Origin of the sequence: Vibrio tetraodonis, assembly GCF_003350295.1 — a bacterium.
GTDB classification, from domain to species: domain Bacteria; phylum Pseudomonadota; class Gammaproteobacteria; order Enterobacterales; family Vibrionaceae; genus Vibrio; species Vibrio tetraodonis.
On the sequence record NZ_QLYY01000015.1, the window covers coordinates 26,836 to 43,602 of the forward strand.

Below are 16,767 nucleotides of genomic sequence, written 5' to 3' on the forward strand. Positions count from 1 at the left end.
TTTCAGTTAGGGATATTTGATGGAATTTAAGTGGTTCAGATCTGGATCCCCATGGATATGGCTGACAGGTGGTGCTGTTAGTGTAAGTTTGCTATCAGTACTTGGCTTACTGCTCTTTATTGGCTGGAAAGGCTTATCTTATTTCTGGCCTTCTCCACTATACCAATGGACCAATCAGCAAGGCGAGATGATTGTCGGCCAGCTTTACGCTCGTGAATCAATATCGATTAACCATTTAAAGCAGATGAACGCAGATTTGCCGCTTGATATGGAAAAGGAAAGTGATATCGAGAGGTTGGATATTAAGATTGCCAACCGCGATATTTATCCCGCCGATTTTATTTCTGTTATGACCAAAGACCTACTTGAACCATCAATGCCTAAAATGTGGGCCGTGGTTGAGCGTACTCAAGGAGGAGATTTTTACGGCAAGCCCAAAGGTTACTTCACTTTAGCCAATCAGAACATGGTGACTTCAAATGTTGAAGAAACGATCGAGCAAGCCCTGTTTTTTGCCAAAGATCAGCGATTGAAAATTGATCGCTTGGTTGAAAAACAAATCAGAGTGATCAGCGCTCAGTACTCTAAGCTCAAGCTGGAGAAGAAAAAGCGTCAAATAAGTGGTCAGCTTGATGAAGAGTTTATTAGACGTTACGACAATCAGTCTCGAATATTTGGCCAACAACTCATAGAAATGGAAGCAGAGTTAGATGCGCTTAGGCAAGAGCTAGAACAGCAAGGCCTGCTTATAGAGGACATGAAGGGTAAAAAATACCAAACTTCACTGAGTGAGATTTTAGATGTTTGGTATCCCAATCAAATGTCTATCTGGCAAAAAGTTCACCATTGGCTTAATCAGGTGTGGAAGTTTTTAACTACTGAACCAAGAGAATCTAACTCCGAGGGAGGCGTGTTTCCCGCTATATTTGGTACTGTTTTGTTGGTTTTAATCATGTCGATGATCGTCATGCCGTTAGGTGTCATTGCAGCAATATATTTGCATGAGTACGCCAAGAACAATACTTTAACACGATTAATACGAGTTGCTGTGATTAATCTTGCGGGGGTGCCGTCGATTGTTTATGGGGTATTTGGTTTAGGATTTTTCGTTTACACCCTTGGGGGCTCGATTGATGAGTTGTTTTATTCTGAAAAGCTACCTGCTCCAACATTTGGTACGCCAGGTTTGCTATGGTCGGCATTGACTCTCGCTGTACTGACACTTCCGGTTGTTATTGTGTCAACTGAAGAGGGACTGACTAGAATCCCCAACTCTGTGCGTAATGGATCACTTGCTTTGGGTGCAACCCAGTTCGAAACTATGTGGAGAATTGTATTGCCCATGGCGAGCCCTGCGATTCTCACAGGGCTGATTCTAGCCGTAGCTCGAGCGGCAGGCGAAGTGGCACCTTTAATGTTGGTAGGTGTTGTTAAGTTGGCTTCGAGTTTGCCCCTTGATAGTCAGTTCCCATTTTTGCATTTGGATCGAAAGTTCATGCATTTAGGTTTCCATATCTATGATATAGGGTTCCAAACGACTAACATAGAAAGTGCAAGACCCTTGGTTTATGCCACGTCGTTTTTGCTGGTGTGTGTGATCGTTGGATTGAATTTAACCGCGATCAGTATTCGTAATAATTTGCGCGAGAAATATCGAACGTTAGGGCAAGATTAAACTATGTTTTCAGTTGATCAGACTTTAGGCTATCCGGTGCCACTTGATGTGAACAACCTCACTGATGAGCAGACCGCAATTAGTATTGAAAAGCTAAATCTTTTTTACCATAACACGCAGACGCTTATGGATATTTCTATGCGGATCCCGAAAGGACATGTTACCGCATTTATTGGTCCTTCTGGGTGCGGTAAGTCGACCTTATTACGTTGTATTAACCGAATGAACGATTTAGTGGAAGGGTGCCGTGTCGAAGGCAAGGTGGAACTGAATGGCAGTAATATTTATCATTCCCAAGTGGATGTGCCTACTTTGCGCAGACGAGTTGGTATGGTATTTCAGCGGCCGAATCCTTTCCCAAAATCCATCTATGAAAATGTGGTATACGGTTTACGCCTACAAGGAATAAAAAATAGTCGCACTCTGGATGATGCGGCGGAAGCATCCCTTCGCGCTGCTGCCTTGTGGGATGAAGTTAAAGATCGTCTCCATGAGAATGCATTTGGTTTATCAGGTGGTCAGCAACAACGTTTGGTTATTGCAAGAGCGATAGCCATTGAGCCAGAAGTGTTACTTCTTGATGAACCGACATCGGCATTGGACCCCATATCAACATTGACTATTGAAGAATTGATCAGTGAACTTAAAACAAGATATACGGTGGTGATTGTCACTCACAACATGCAGCAAGCAGCTAGGGTGAGTGATCATACTGCTTTTATTCATATGGGAAAGTTGGTCGAGTATGCTGATACAGACTCAATTTTTACCTCACCTCGCCAAAAACAAACGGAAGATTATATTACTGGTCGTTACGGGTAGTATTGGAGTGAAATGATTGCTATGAACTTTGGACGTCACATATCCGGTCAATTTAATGTCGAGCTAGAATCTATTCGTACCCATGTTCTCACTATGGGGGGATTGGTTGAACAGCAACTTTCATTTGCGATGCAAGCGTTGCACAAAGAAGATGTTGAGCTTGCGCGAAAAGTTGTGCGAGATGATCACAAAGTTAACGCAATGGAAGTATCGATTGATGAGGCATGTACGCGCATTATTGCCAAGCGTCAGCCGACAGCAAAAGACTTACGTTTAATCATGGCTATCATCAAAACCATCACTGACCTTGAGCGCATTGGTGATGTGGCAACTCGCATGGCTTATGTTGCAATTGAAAGCCCGTCATCGAAAGAGCGCCAGTTTCAAATATCCTTGGAACCTCTTTGTCGCCAGGCAATCGCGATGTTGCATCAGGCTCTTGATGCCTTTGCGCGCATGGATGTTGAGTCGGCTGCTGAGGTACATAAATTGGATGATAAAATTGATGCTGAATACGAAGCTGTGATCCGTCAGTTAATGACTTATATGATGGAAGATCCGAAAAATATTCCTCATATACTGCAAGTCATGTGGTCTGCTCGTGCGATCGAACGTGTGGGCGACCGCTGCCAAAATATTTGTGAGTACATTATTTACTTTGTTAAGGGTAAAGATGTACGCCACTTGGGTGATCAAAGCATTGATGATGCCCTGCGTTAGATGACTCAACGCGCTAGTATGTTTGTGGAACTAAGGTTTGTGCGTCTATGGGAGCGCGGTCATACCCAGCTTTTTTTAACTCTGGTAATAGAATTTCGGGATAGTGAATACCCTGATAGTCAATCTGATTAAGCAGATGGCTAATACAATTTAATCTGGCTTGTTTCTTACTGTCTGACGGAACTACCCACCATGGACAATGTTCAGTATCTGTGTGAGCAAACATTTGATCTTTGGCTTGTGAATATTCTGCCCAGCGCTGGCGTGATTCAAGATCCATCGGACTAAATTTCCAACGTTTGATGGGAGTATGAATTCTTTCAAGGAAGCGTTTTTCTTGTTCTTGATCAGAAACCGAAAACCAATATTTGATTAAGATAATCCCAGAACGCTGCAACATATGCTCAAATTCAGGGCAAGATCGCAGAAATTCCGTATACTGATCTTCAGTGCAAAAATTCATTACACGCTCAACTCCAGCTCTATTATACCAACTTCGGTCAAAGAGGACGATTTCTCCTGCCGAGGGTAAATGAGCAACGTAACGCTGGAAGTACCATTGTGTTTTTTCTTTTTCCGTCGGTGTAGGTAGGGCGGCGATACGGCATACACGTGGGTTTAGCTTTTCAGTGATACGTTTTATCACGCCGCCTTTGCCAGCAGCGTCGCGACCTTCAAAAATAACAACAACTTTTAGTCCTTCTTGTTTGACCCATTCCTGAAGTTTAACCAATTCTGTTTGAAGCCTAGCGAGCTCTTTTTTATAGAGTTTTTTATTCATTTTATCTTCGTCCATGAGTTTACATTTTCAGTAAAGGCTATCACTTAGAGCATGGGCGCAAGAGAATAGAAACTAAGAATTGAGAGCTTTTACTACCTTTTCAATCGCGAGCGAGTTAGTGATAGGAACAACAAAATCATTCAAGCTTTGCTGACCCATTCTGGCGTTACTTGAGAAATTTTGCATTTTACTGTCACGGGTGGATTTTCCTGATAAATGAACTTCGGTTATTTGAGCTTTGTCGACGATCGTGTTGACATTGTCTGCGTTGAGTCCCGAACCTGCAATAATGGTTAGTCTTCCTTTGGCGAGCTTTGCCATGTCGCATAAGGTATCAAGACCTTGTTCAACGTTGGCGCTTAAACCTGATGTTAGCACTCGTTCGCAGCCAAGTTCAGCAATATCATTGATCGCTTGTCGATAATCTACGCACTGATCTATAGCGCGATGAAAAGTAACCTCTAACTCGTAATGCTTGGCCTTATTGAACAGTCGACGGCTATGTTCCATGTTTACATGTCCTTCAGAGTTTAAGACGCCAAATACCACGCCGTTCATTCCGGCATGTGCGGCAGCTTCTATATCCATCAGCATACTTTCAATATCAGCTTGGTCGTAGAGAAAGTCTCCTTGACGAGGGCGTATCATGGCAAAAACAGGAATATTGGATAATTTAGCTGCTTGCTTCATCATGCCATAGCTTGGGGTTAATCCACCAAGAGCCAAAGAAGAACATAGCTCGATGCGTGTTGCGCCGCCTTCTATTGCATTGTGGAGAGATTCAAGATTATCGATACAAACTTCAACAACATAGCTCATGGTTACTGACTCAAACTCAAAATTGAGTCACCATGATAAATGAAGCGCAAGGAATTTATTAGGGTAAAAATAGCGAAACGCGTTTTCCCCAAAGCAGATTTAGTTATGAGGAGAGGACGTGTTAACTCAAAGTATCAATGACTTAAGTCAACACGGCCATATGATAGAGAAGTAAGAATACTTAGGCTGCGTCGTCTTGAGCTGGAGCCTCATTGATTTCTTCGACCGACTCTACCGCTTTTTTCTTTGCCGCTGGTTTGCGTTTAGCACCAAGGGCGAATAGCAGATCTTCTTTGTGTTGTGCCAAGAACATGGCCAAGTCTTCTTGCTTAGCTTCATCTTCTAGCAATTCGCTTTTACCTAATAGCTCAAAAAGCTCATCAGCCATATCAAGCATTTTGTCATAGGCATCAGCTTCCGCTTTAGAGGTAAAAGTCATTTTTTCTTCTCCATTACGTTCTACCACGTACTTGACGATTACAGCCATGGTTGGTCCTCTAGCTCAAAAAAATTAGTTGAATTGTTTACTGTCTTTTTATACAGCCTTTACTCTATTAAGTCCAGATTGGATATGAGTTTAAAGCTTAAAACTATCTACTTTTCTGCCATGAATGACAAAAATCAATAAAGGACTTAAGTAGAGGGCTTTGATATTTTTCTTTGTGCAGCAAAAGCCAGAAACGTCTTTTCATATCCAGAGGAAGTGTTAACTCAACGACTCGACCATCTTGTATGGCGGGCTGTGCAGAAAGGCGGGATAGACAGCTTAAGCCTAAGCCTGCTGCAACACTATTAATCAGTGCTTCCGTTGTATTGAGTTGAAAGCTTTCCTGCCATTGTTCGAGTCTTGGCGCTATGATGCGAAGAAAAAACTCTCGCGAGCCAGAGCCCGGTTCTCGTAAAGCCCATTCACTTCCTTCCAATGTATCCAGAGAGATTTGCTTTTTCTTTACCAGAGGTGAGTCTGGAGAGCAAATGACACACATTTCATCTTGGCTAAATTGATTCGAAATCAATAAAGGATGATTGGTTTTTCCCTCGATGAGCGCAATATCGAGTTCATAATCGATGAGTTTTTCACAAATCAAAGCAGAGTTAGATATAAAAAGGCTCTGAGATTTGTGCATGGTTTGATTGCGAAAATCACTTAGTAAATAAGGAGCGACTTGATTACCGACCGTATCGCTAGCTCCAATACGCAGTACTCCAGTTAGAGTTTTACCTCCATCAAATAGCTGATTAATATCCTGAGCACGATGCAGTAACTCATCAGCGAGAGGCAAGAGTTTTTGTCCTTCTTGGTTGAGAATAAGGCGGTTATTAACACGATCAAATAAAGAATGGCCAATCTGCTTTTCAAGCTCGGAAAGCGCCATACTTACCGCCGCTTTTGACAAAAACAGCGCCTCCGAGGCTGCGGTAAGCGTGTCGTGCTGAGTAATTGATATAAATACTTTCAGTTGCTTAAGAGAAATATTGGCGGCCATAAGACTTTTGTTAATTTAATCTGAACGTATGTTTTAAATAATCAGATATATTCGAACGAATATCAAGCGTATTATTTCTATTAGGAAACAGAAAAAGATTGTGAGGCAATGATGATTAAAGCGACAAAAGCAAAAGTGATGGGAGCACCCACACCAATGGCAGGATTAGCGCTAGGGATTGCCAGTTTAGGATGGTGTTGGGAGAATTTCGCTCCTTTGCATGGTTATGGTCAGCTACTTGGTGCTGTTATCGCAACTGTATTACTGGTGGTATTGGCAGTGAAATTTCTTTTTCACGGTCATTTGCTTGGGCAAGATCTTGCGCACCCAGTCGTTGGCAGTGTGTTACCTACCTTTGCAATGGCCACCATGGTGGTGTCGAACTCTCTTAGCCACTTTTCCCCCATGCTTGGTGATATGCTCTGGCTTGCCGCTGTCGGTTTACATATTATTTTCCTTGTCAGTTTTGTGTACCACAGAGCAAAAGAGTTTGAGCTACATCATATGGTGCCCAGTTGGTTCGTTCCACCTGTAGGCATTATTGTTGCTGATGTTTCTTTTTCGGGTAACCCAGATTTATTGTTCATTGCTAATGGCACTTTACTATTTGGTATGCTTGCCTATGCTGTCATGTTGCCTATGATGATTTATCGCTTTATGTTTACTCATCAAGTGCCTGATGCTGCTAAACCAACGCTTGCGATTATGGCGGCTCCTGCCAGTCTTTCATTAGCGGGTTATTTAACGGTTGTGTCTCAACCCTCGCCCGTGATTGTAGGGCTGCTATTTGGTATTGGGGTACTGATGACTGCCATTATTTACCTCGCTTTCTTTAAACTATTGAGATTGCCTTTTAGCCCTGGTTATGCCGCTTTTACTTTCCCTATGGCAATAGGATCAACAGCACTGTTTAAGCTTGCCAATTGGATACAAACATCTGGATTAGATAGTCACTATGTGCATCAAATTCACACGCTAGCAGGGTTTGAGTTGATTGTTGCAACCGGTGTTATTGCTTATGTGGCAATCAGGTACTTTAACTTTTATCAACCTCATAAAGTGATAGTGCGTAATGCATAACCTTTTGGTGGATTGATTTGTGTTTAATGCTCTAGAAAGTAATGCACTTATGCTAATCTGAAGCCAATTGCGGCAATGATAGTGTGAGTGCGCTTTGTTTACTGTCTACCATTCCAACCAAGTTGATGTCTTAAAGTCCTTACTTGTCGAATTGATTCGTCTGAACCCTTTAGATAATCCCTTTGAACAAGAACAGATTTTGGTTCAGAGCCCTGGTATGTCCCAGTGGTTGAAAATAGAGTTAGCTAAAGAATTTGGTGTTGCGGCAAATATTACTTTTCCACTCCCCGCAACGTTTATATGGGATATGTTTACCCAAGCTCTTACTGATGTCCCTCAGCGCAGCGCATTTAACAAAGAGGCGATGACTTGGAAGTTAATGCAAACGCTTCCTTGTTTGCTAAATAATGCAGAGTTTTCTGCCTTAAAACACTATCTGCAAGGTGATGACGATCAGAGCAAGCTTTATCAGCTCGCGGAGAAAATTGCAGATATTTATGATGGCTACCTTGTCTACCGACCTGAATGGATTGCCAGTTGGGAATTGGAACACGAGGTGCTGGAGTTACAAGGAGAGCATAATTGGCAGCCTATTTTATGGCGAGCTTTATATGAGCACACCACTTCTTTAGGTCAATCTCCCTATCATAGAGCGAATCTCTATCAAGATTTTATTTCTAAGTTAGAAAATAGTACTCATGATTTTGAACAGCTACCTAAGCGTTTGTTTGTCTTTGGTATCACGTCTTTGCCACCGCGCTATATGGACGCGCTCAAAGCCATGGGTAAGCACATTGATGTGCATTTAATGTTTACTAATCCTTGTCGTTACTACTGGGGCGAAGTTCGTGATCGAAAGTATCTTGCTCGCCTTGCTGCTAGGCACCGCCAACATTTGGTATGGAAAGAGGATCATTCTGAACTTGAAGGTGAAACGCATCAGCTTAAAGGGGATATTGATCAGAACTTAGATGACGAGCTTCACACCAATGCTATTGGCAATAGCTTGCTTGCCTCTATGGGGAAACTTGGCAGAGACAATATGTTTTTGCTATCACAGCTCGACTCCCATGAAATTGAAGCCTTTGTGGATATCGATAGAGATTCTCTGCTACATAATGTGCAGGCGGACATTCTCAATCTTGAAGAGCAGCAAAATGATCAATTGATTGATTCTAGTGCCCACAAGCACAGGGTTGAGCCTCAAGATGACTCTATCAGTTTACATGTTTGCCACAGTGCAATGCGAGAAGTCGAGGTGTTGCATGATCAATTACTGTCTATGTTTGATCGACAGCCGAGTTTAAAACCACGCGACATTATCGTTATGGTGGCGGATATCAATGCCTATAGTCCAGCGATTCAAGCTGTATTTGGTAATGTGCCGGGAGAGCGATTTATTCCTTATTCGATCTCAGATAGAACCGCAGATCAAGAAAGTCCTATTTTGCACTCTTTCATGCAAGTAGTGAACTTACCCAATACCCGTTGTCTTGCCTCGGAGTTACTCGAGCTTTTGGAAACACCCGCCATACTTGCTCGGTTCGGCCTCAGTGCTGAGGAGTTTGTGCAAGCTAAACTCTGGGTAGAGGAGTCGGGTATTCGCTGGGGGCTAGACCTCAGTACTGGAGAAGAATTCGATTTGCCTCAAACGGCAAAAAATACATGGCAGTTCGGTATCCAGCGTATGTTACTTGGGTATGCAATGCCTGACTCCGCTGGATTACTAGAAACTCAAAGTGGTTTGCTTGCCCCTTACAATCAAGTTCAAGGCATGAATGCCGAGCTTGCGGGAAAATTGGCTCACTTTATTCAAACTGTTAGTGATTATCGCAGCAAGTTGTCTGTATATCAGCCGATTGATAAATGGCGTGAAGTATTGACCTTAGCCTTGGATGATTTCTTTGCGGTAGATATAGAGGGAGAAGCGGCACTTAAGTCAATTCGTGATACCTTATCTGGGTTACATGAGCAGATTAAAGAGGCTGCCTATCAGCAAGACTTGACGCCAAATATTGTCTCACAGTACCTCAAAAAGAAGCTTTCAACGACTCGAGTCAGCCAGCGTTTTCTTGCAGGGCAGGTCAATTTTTGTACATTGATGCCAATGCGATCAATTCCGTTTCACATCGTATGCCTATTAGGGATGAATGATGGCGTATATCCGCGGACCGTCGCGCCAGAAGGTTTTGATCTTATGAATGGTAGGGCTCGACCCGGTGACCGTTCACGCCGTGATGATGATAGGTATCTTTTTTTAGAGGCTTTGTTGTCTGCACAACAAAAGCTTTACATCAGTTATGTTGGTCGCTCAATTCAAGATAATACTGAACGAGTTCCCTCAGTTTTGGTCTCCGAGCTTATGGAATATTGCCAACACAATTATTGTTTGGCGGGAGATGAAGGCTTGGACTCCGATCAATCTGGCCAACAATTGCTGGCATGGATACGGCGTTTACATCCTATGGTGCCTTTTAGCGTCAATGCGTTTACCAATGGTAATGTTAGCTATGCCAAAGAGTGGCTTCCGGCTGTTAATCGTCAAGGCCATAGTAGCGGTCAGTTTAATCGCCAGTTAAATGATTATTTGCTTGATGCTGTCTATCCGCTAGATTTGGATCTAGTTGAATTACAACGCTTTTGGCGATTGCCGGTGCAATACTTCTTTAACCGGCGTTTAAAAGTGGTGTTTGAACCCCCTTTACCTGTAACCCAAGACGAAGAACCTTTTGCCCTTAATGGTCTAGAAAGCTATCAAATGCGAGACAGTTTGCTTGAAGTTTTACTCGAGGCGCAACATAAAGGGGATCTTGAGCAACAAGTTATTATCGACGATTTTATTGCAGCGCAAAGAGCTAAAGGAAAATTACCAGTGGGCGCTTTTGGAGATATTGAGTTTGAAACCAATCGGGTCCAAGCGCAGGAGTTAGTTGAAAAGCTAGCTTGGCTTTGTTGTGATGAAAAAGAAGATCTTGAAGTAAAATTGTCGTTTGACGTATTAGGTGAGGGACGAGTTATTGAACTTAGTGGTTGGTTAACACAAAACTATCGTTCAGGTTTGGTACGCTTTCGCAGCGGCCGCATAAGAGCTCAAGATTACTTATCCGCTTGGATAGATCATCTAGCCATCAATGCCATGGGCCAAAACCAGCCCACCCATCTGCTTGGTTATGATCGTAAAGAGGGTGTTGTTCACTTAAACTTTCCTTCAATCGCTGACACGTCATTGGCTCAATCTCATCTTGGTGAGTTGATTCGACTGTATTATCAAGGAATGACCACGCCCTTAGCTTATTTTCCAAATACCGCCTTAGCTTGTGTCGAAGCAGGCTTTAGTCGAGGAAATTGGTCTGAAAACCAAGAAAAGTCGTTTAAGAAGATGGCTGAGGTGTTCAACGATGGCTACTTCAACAAAGGTGAAGGCGCGAATACTTATATTAATAGGATTTGGCCCCAGTGGAGTGATGAGCTTGCAAGTCAAGTGTGGACGTTAGCGGCTTTGGTTATCCAAGCTCCGAGATTGGCTGTACAGGCCGATGACGAGAAGTAACCGGTGAAGGTGTTTAACAATGTCAATTATCACGAGCCTGCTCGGCTCTTTTATGTTCAAGTTAAGGGCGGAAAATAGTGACATCTAGACCGGTAGCAACATCGCTTAATACCATGATTTTTCCACTCCATGGCGCTCGCTTAATTGAGGCATCTGCAGGAACCGGAAAAACTTTTACTATTGCTGGCTTATACCTAAGGCTACTTCTTGGTCATGGTAGCGCAGAGACCAAACATCAGCAGCCATTGACGGTGGACCAAATATTGGTGGTCACTTTTACCGAAGCGGCAACGGCTGAGCTGCGCGATCGTATTCGAGCTCGTATTCATGATGCTAGGCTCGCGTTTTCGAGAGGAAAAAGCACCGACCCTGTTATCGCACCCTTATTGAATCAAGTAGACGACCATCGCCAAGCATCAGAGATTCTTTTACAAGCCGAACGACAAATGGATGAAGCGGCAGTTTTTACGATTCACGGTTTTTGTCAGAGAATGCTCACTCAAAATGCATTTGAATCGGGCAGTCGTTTTGACAACGAATTTATTACCGATGAAAGCCGGCTCAAAGCTCAGGTAGTCGCGGATTATTGGCGACGCAACTTTTATCCATTACCGCTGAATTTAGCCGGAGAGGTTCGCCGTCTTTGGGGCAATCCTAGTGAGTTATTAAGGAAAATCAGCCCATATTTGACTGGTTCTCCACTGCGAATTTCTGTCCCTGTTATGCAAGGCAGTTTAGCTGAACTCCATACTGAAAATATTAATAAGCTTAACAAGCTTAAAGCGCTTTGGTTGTCGGGTAAGGACGATTACCTCACTCTAATTAGTGACTCAGGAATTAATAAGCGCAGCTACAGTAAAAAATCTTTGCCTGCATGGCTTGAAGCGGTCGATGCTTGGGCATCTACAGACACAACTGGCTACGATTATCCCGATAAGCTGGAAAAGTTTGCTCAAAATGTTTTGCAACAAAAAACGCCGAGTGATGCGCCTTGCCACCCCGTATTTGTTGCGATAGAGCAATTTCTCGCCAACCCCATCAGTTTAGAAGCGCCGATATTGGCTCATGCAATAGACCAATGCGGCGAAATGCTGAGTAAAGCCAAGCAGCAGAAACAGTGGTTGTCGTTTGATGATCTACTTACTCAGCTTTCTGCCGCGATAGATGATGACGAAACTGAACAGCTTGCTTCGCGGATACGAGCATTATATCCGGTTGCGATGATCGATGAGTTTCAAGATACAGACCCGCTGCAGTATAGTATTTTCAGTCGTATTTATCTGAATGAACCACAATGTGGTTTGTTTGTGATTGGCGATCCTAAACAGGCAATATATGGCTTTCGAGGGGCCGATATTTTTACTTATATCAAGGCCCGTAATCAGGTGTCGTCTCATTTTACTTTGGGAACTAACTGGCGCTCAAGTAAAGATATGGTCACTGCGGTGAACCAGTTATTTGATACGCCAGATTGCCCATTTATATACGATGATGACATTCCTTTTTTGCCCGTTGATGCTAGCCCAAAGGCAGATAAACGCCAGTGGCTGTTAAATGGTAAGACGCAACCTGCTTTGACTTTTTGGCTACAAGAAACCGAAAACACCCCTATTACTAAGGGCGAATACCAACAAGCAATGGCGCAAGCATGCGCGCAAGAAATTCATCATATTTTAGCCTTGGCTCAGCAATCACACGCGGTATTTGATGATGGAAAATCTCAGTATGGTATTCAAGCTGGAGATATTGCTGTATTGGTAAGAACGGGTAGTGAAGGACGTCTTATCAAGCAAGCATTAGCGGCCAAGGGCATTTCCAGCGTCTATCTATCAAACCGTGATAATGTGTTTACTTCACCAGTTGCGCAAGATATTCAACGTTTATTGCAAGCCGTACTGACACCGGAGAATGAACGAGCGCTACGAGCTAGCATTGCTTCGGAGTTATTTGCACTAGACGCAGGATCGCTAGATAAACTCAATAATGATGAAATTGAATGGGATACCATCATCAATGAGTTTAGAGAATATCGGCATTTATGGATGCAGCGTGGTGTGTTGCCCATGCTTCGCAGTGTAATCAATAAACGGCATATTGCGGAGCGTTTATTAGAGGAAGACAGTGGCGAGCGTTTTCTAACTGATTTGATGCATATTGGCGAGTTACTGCAACAAGCGAGTATTGAGTTAGATAGTGACCATGCGCTCTTACGTTGGTTAGCCCAATCCATCACTGATGCCGAAGCAGGCTTTGGCGGTAGTGAAGAACAGATTCAGCGTTTGGAATCTGAGCGTAACTTGGTACAAATCATTACTATCCACAAATCTAAAGGGTTGGAATATGACCTAGTCTTTTTGCCATTTGTGTTTTCTTATCGTCAAGCCAGTGAAGCCAAGTATTATGATAGTCAACTGGATCAAACCATACTCGATATCAGGGCGCAGGAGGCGTCACTTCAACAAGCTGATAAAGAGCGGTTAGCAGAAGATCTACGTCTCCTTTATGTTGCGCTGACGCGAGCTGTCTTTGGCTGTTTTGTTGGCGCGGCACCAATTCGAGATGGTCGTTCCAGTAAAGAGCCTACAGGCGTTCATCACAGCGCCATAGGTCATCTATTGCAAAATGGTCAGCAAGCAGGTGTGGCTGAGTTGACGGCAGCATTGGATCAACAAGCCAATACACAGCCTTGTATCAAGCTTGTCTCTTTACCTGAATTTAATAGCGAAAAGTTAACCCCTGAGCAAGCTGAGCAAGTAAAATTAACAGCCAAAGAATTACAAGCAAGCATTGACCGAAACTGGCGAATTACCAGTTATTCTGGGCTGGTTAAACAAGGGGCTAGTCACGCATTTAATGAGGCTGCAACAGACATATTGACCTTGGATCTGGACTCTTTTGATGACAAAGAGGTTGAGAGCGAACTCGAACCTCAAAAAAATATTTTTACCTTTCCTAAAGGAGCGAGAGCCGGTACTTTTTTACATACTGTATTTGAAGATATCGAGTTTACCGAGCTAGCGACAAGTGCTACAAACACTAAAGTCATTATTGATTTAATGGAAGGTGAGCAATTAGACTCTGGATGGCTCCCCGTATTGCAGTGCTTAGTGGACACAGTATTAACCACCCCTCTCGATGGTAAAAAGCTGAAACTCAATCAAAAAAGCGCATCTTCGCGCCTTGTTGAAATGGAGTTTTTACTACCAATTGAGGTGCTTACCGCGCCAGCTTTAAACCGTGTTATTCAGCGGTATGATCCTTTATCAGCCAAAGCGGGCGATCTGGGCTTTCACTCAGTACAAGGCATGCTTAAAGGTTTCATCGATTTAGTGTTCGAGCACCAAGGCCAATATTTTATTCTCGATTGGAAATCAAATTATCTTGGTGACAGCGTCAGTGACTATCATGGGGATGCGTTAAACAACGCGATGGCTGAGCATAGATATGATTTACAATACCAAATTTATGCTTTGGCATTGCATCGATTCTTGTGCTCTCGTTTGCCCGATTATGATTATCATGCTCATTTTGGCGGTGTTTATTACTTGTTTTTACGTGGTATGGATGGTCAAAGCGAACATGGGGTTTTTTATGCTCGCCCTTCGTTGGCTCTTTTGAATGATCTAGACAGTTTAATTGATGGGCATTCGATAGAGCCAAAACAAACCGACTCAGGACAGATGGAGTTAATATAGGACCCTAGTTATGCAAAGTCTGTTTTCATACCTAAAACCACTGGTAGATAAAGGCGTAATAAGGCAGATCGACTACCAATTTGCTCGATTTGCTCGTGAACAAAGTAGCAATGATAATATTGCCTTTATTGCTGCAATTGTTAGCTGTGAGTTAGGACATGGTCATATTTGCCTGCCTTTAATCGACAAATTTGGTCAGCCATCTGATTTGGTAGTCAAACTGGGTGTATTTGGTGATTTCGCTGACCAGCTTCATCATGTTTTGCGCAAAATTGATTGGTCATGCGAGTTACGGAATTCTTCTTTTGTTGGAGCGACTGACCAGAATCTACCTATGACTTTCGATGGCGAAAGGCTCTATCTTCATCGCTATTGGCATTATGAATCAGTGTTGGCGAAGCGATTGAAGAGCTTAGGGGCACCAATGGTCATAAAGCTTGCTGATGGTCAAAAGCTTGCTCAATGGTTAAATCATCTGTTTGCTAGAGACTACTGTTACCTTTTCAGCGCTTTAGCCTCATCGCAATCTGACTCGTCACCACAGGTTGCTCGGCAACAACTTGTCTGCGACCATCTTGATGTGGTTAATAGCGAAGGGCTTGATTGGGATACCATAGACCAAAAGCTCGTGAGTGCTACAAAAGTTTCGCACCTTGATGGGTTAGATGAACTAGTACCTTTATCTGTATGTGTGAATTGGCAAAAGGTGGCAGCGGCAGTGGCTTTAACAAGACGCTTTGCCGTGATTTCCGGTGGGCCAGGAACCGGAAAAACAACCACGGTAACTAAGTTGCTTGCAGCGTTAAATGTGCAGGCTCAACAAGCTGGTCAATCACCAGTGATTAAATTGGTGGCACCAACGGGAAAAGCTGCTGCACGCTTAACTGAGTCTATAGGAAAAGCGGTTGCTAAGCTTCCTGTTGAACCGAGTATCAAAGCTTTAATACCAAGCAGCGCGAGTACGCTACATCGCTTGCTTGGCGCAATACCAAACAGTGCGGAGTTTCGTCATAACCAACAAAACCCTCTTCATCTGGACATACTTGTAGTTGATGAAGCCTCTATGGTTGATCTGCCTATGATGTATAAACTGGTGGATGCTCTCCCCAGACATGCAAGATTAATATTACTAGGTGATAAGGACCAACTTGCTTCTGTTGAGGCGGGCGCTGTGCTTGGTGATATTTGCTCTTTTAATCAACATGGCTATAGCTTTGAGCAAGCCAAGCTCATAAGTCAGTTAACGGGTTTTGCATCCATGAACAACCATAATAGTCAGTCTGCTAGTATTGCTGACAGTTTATGTATGTTACAAAAAAGCTATCGTTTTGACGCCCGTTCAGGAATAGGTCAATTAGCTAAGGCAATCAACTCTGGCTCTAAGACCAAGGTTGACCTTGTTTGGCAAAAAGACTTCGATGATATCGCTCACTTTCCCGTTGATGCCCTTCACTATCGGCAGATGATACACACCTTAGTGGCAGAATATAGCCACTACTTAAATCGTATTAAGCCAGCCATGCAGGAGATTGATGACGAGCCAATTTATGCTGTTGCAAGAGAAGCTTTACAGCTTTTCTCTCACTGTCGCTTGCTTTGTGCCGTTAGAGAAGGCGACTTTGGTATTACTGGACTCAATCATAGTGTGGAACGAGCTCTTAAGGCGCGTAAACTCATCAAGGTACAAGATGAGCTTTGGTACCATGGCCGACCTGTGATGATAGTGCGTAATGATTATGCACTAGGCCTCTACAATGGTGATATTGGTTTGTGCTTGCTTGATAGCTCTGAAGGTGAGGCGAGACTGAAAGTATTTTTTGAGCTTGCAGATGGTTCAATCAAAGCAGTGTTGCCAAGCCGAGTACCTGAGCATGAAACTGCTTATGCGATGACGATTCACAAATCCCAAGGCAGCGAGTTTGAACATACCTTGATGGTGTTACCGCCAGATCCCAGCCCTATTTTGACTCGTGAGCTAATCTACACTGGTGTAACTCGAGCTAAGAAGAAATTGAGTTTATTTGTTGATGATAGAGTGATAGCTCGGGGTATAAAAGTTCGCACTCAAAGAGCCAGTGGTTTAGTTGATAGGCTTACCGAATAATGCCCATTTTACTGGGCATTATCAAAAATCAGGC

General features: G+C 43.3%; 11 protein-coding genes. 7 read left to right on the forward strand and 4 right to left on the reverse strand.

Features of this window, described 5'->3' with window-relative positions; translation table 11 throughout:
- Nucleotides 1-19 precede the first annotated feature (19 nt).
- The 3 genes from pstA to phoU are packed head-to-tail and all read left to right on the forward strand — an operon-like array spanning nucleotide 20 to nucleotide 3,217.
- Complete coding sequence (pstA, locus tag DPF90_RS11380; RefSeq protein ID WP_114786466.1) at nucleotides 20-1,675, forward strand: phosphate ABC transporter permease PstA; 1,656 nt, start codon at nucleotides 20-22, stop codon at nucleotides 1,673-1,675.
- Between the two features lie 3 nt (nucleotides 1,676-1,678).
- Nucleotides 1,679-2,497, forward strand: a complete 819-nt coding sequence (gene pstB, locus DPF90_RS11385; protein ID WP_114786467.1) for a phosphate ABC transporter ATP-binding protein PstB — start codon at nucleotides 1,679-1,681, stop codon at nucleotides 2,495-2,497.
- A 21-nt stretch (nucleotides 2,498-2,518) separates the two neighbouring features.
- On the forward strand, nucleotides 2,519-3,217 hold the full coding sequence (gene phoU / locus DPF90_RS11390; protein ID WP_114786588.1) for a phosphate signaling complex protein PhoU: 699 nt from the start codon (nucleotides 2,519-2,521) through the stop codon (nucleotides 3,215-3,217).
- Nucleotides 3,218-3,230: 13 nt separating this feature from the next.
- Here phoU and ppk2 read toward each other — a convergent pair whose 3' ends face one another.
- From ppk2 to DPF90_RS11410, 4 genes are all read right to left on the reverse strand, one after another.
- The gene (ppk2, locus tag DPF90_RS11395; protein WP_114786468.1) at nucleotides 3,231-4,013 is read right to left on the reverse strand and encodes a polyphosphate kinase 2; all 783 of its coding nucleotides are present in this window, start codon (nucleotides 4,011-4,013) and stop codon (nucleotides 3,231-3,233) included.
- A gap of 57 nt (nucleotides 4,014-4,070) precedes the next feature.
- On the reverse strand, nucleotides 4,071-4,817 hold the full coding sequence (locus DPF90_RS11400) for a copper homeostasis protein CutC (RefSeq protein WP_114786469.1): 747 nt from the start codon (nucleotides 4,815-4,817) through the stop codon (nucleotides 4,071-4,073).
- 181 nt (nucleotides 4,818-4,998) lie between these two features.
- Nucleotides 4,999-5,304 carry a YebG family protein gene (locus DPF90_RS11405; RefSeq protein WP_114786470.1) on the reverse strand — a complete coding sequence of 102 codons (306 nt, stop codon included), beginning with the start codon at nucleotides 5,302-5,304 and terminating at the stop codon, nucleotides 4,999-5,001.
- A 103-nt stretch (nucleotides 5,305-5,407) separates the two neighbouring features.
- Nucleotides 5,408-6,304, reverse strand: coding sequence for a LysR substrate-binding domain-containing protein (locus tag DPF90_RS11410; protein ID WP_114786471.1), 897 nt, complete (start codon nucleotides 6,302-6,304; stop codon nucleotides 5,408-5,410).
- A gap of 111 nt (nucleotides 6,305-6,415) precedes the next feature.
- Between DPF90_RS11410 and DPF90_RS11415 the strand changes: the two genes are divergently transcribed.
- The 4 genes from DPF90_RS11415 (at nucleotide 6,416) to recD (ending at nucleotide 16,733) form a co-directional block, all read left to right on the forward strand.
- A complete protein-coding gene (locus DPF90_RS11415; RefSeq protein WP_114786472.1) occupies nucleotides 6,416-7,384 on the forward strand; it encodes a TDT family transporter in 969 nt (322 codons plus the stop codon).
- Between the two features lie 94 nt (nucleotides 7,385-7,478).
- Entirely contained in the window at nucleotides 7,479-10,934 is a 3,456-nt protein-coding gene (recC, locus tag DPF90_RS11420; RefSeq protein ID WP_114786473.1) for an exodeoxyribonuclease V subunit gamma, read from the forward strand.
- A 113-nt stretch (nucleotides 10,935-11,047) separates the two neighbouring features.
- Nucleotides 11,048-14,629 (forward strand): exodeoxyribonuclease V subunit beta, encoded by a 3,582-nt coding sequence (recB, locus tag DPF90_RS11425; protein ID WP_162814026.1) that lies wholly within the window; start codon nucleotides 11,048-11,050, stop codon nucleotides 14,627-14,629.
- Between the two features lie 10 nt (nucleotides 14,630-14,639).
- Nucleotides 14,640-16,733, forward strand: a complete 2,094-nt coding sequence (gene recD / locus DPF90_RS11430) for an exodeoxyribonuclease V subunit alpha (protein WP_114786475.1) — start codon at nucleotides 14,640-14,642, stop codon at nucleotides 16,731-16,733.
- Nucleotides 16,734-16,767: the final 34 nt, after the last annotated feature.